General features: G+C 43.1%; 1 protein-coding gene. It reads left to right on the forward strand.

Annotated features, from left to right (window positions below; translation table 11 throughout):
- On the forward strand, positions 1-833 hold an 833-nt coding region (nqrF, locus tag A3763_RS11935), incomplete at both ends, for an NADH:ubiquinone reductase (Na(+)-transporting) subunit F (protein ID WP_068760065.1).

Here is an 833-nt window from a genome sequence, read left to right on the forward strand (position 1 = left end):
AGAAAACAATTAGTGAGTAGTGGTGACGTCTCTATCTTGATAAACGAAGATCCTGACAACACTATTAAAACCCCGGCAGGAGGAAAGCTACTTCAAACGCTTGCTTCTGAAGGCCTATTTCTATCATCAGCTTGTGGTGGCGGTGGTACATGTGCGCAGTGTAAGTGTAAAGTTTTAGAAGGTGGTGGCTCTATGCTTCCAACTGAAAAAGCTTACTTTACCAAGCGTGAAGAAGGTGAAGGCTGGAGACTCGCTTGTCAGGTTCCTGTGAAACAGGACATGAAAGTCGAAGTTGACGAAGAAGTATTTGGCGTTAAGAAGTGGGTTTGTACTGTTGAATCAAACGACAACGTAGCTACTTTCATTAAAGAACTGGTTCTTAAGTTGCCAGAGGGCGAGAACGTTGATTTTCGCGCTGGTGGTTATGTTCAGCTTGAGTGTCCACCTCACGAAGTTGATTATAAAAACTTTGAAATTCAAGACGAATATCGCGAAGACTGGGATAAATTCAACTTGTGGCAGTATAAGTCAATTGTTAAAGAAGACGTTATACGAGCTTACTCAATGGCAAACTATCCTGAAGAAAAAGGGCTTGTTAAGTTCAACATTCGTATCGCTTCGCCTCCTCCAGGAACGAACCACCCTCCAGGGATAATGTCATCTTACGTATTCAATCTTAAGAAGGGCGATACCATCGATGTTTACGGGCCATTTGGTGAGTTCTTTGCTAAAGATACTGACAACGAAATGGTATTTGTTGGTGGCGGTGCGGGTATGGCCCCGATGCGTTCACATATTTTTGATCAGCTTAAGCGACTTGAGTCTAAGCGTAA

The organism is Oleiphilus sp. HI0128 (assembly GCF_001635365.1).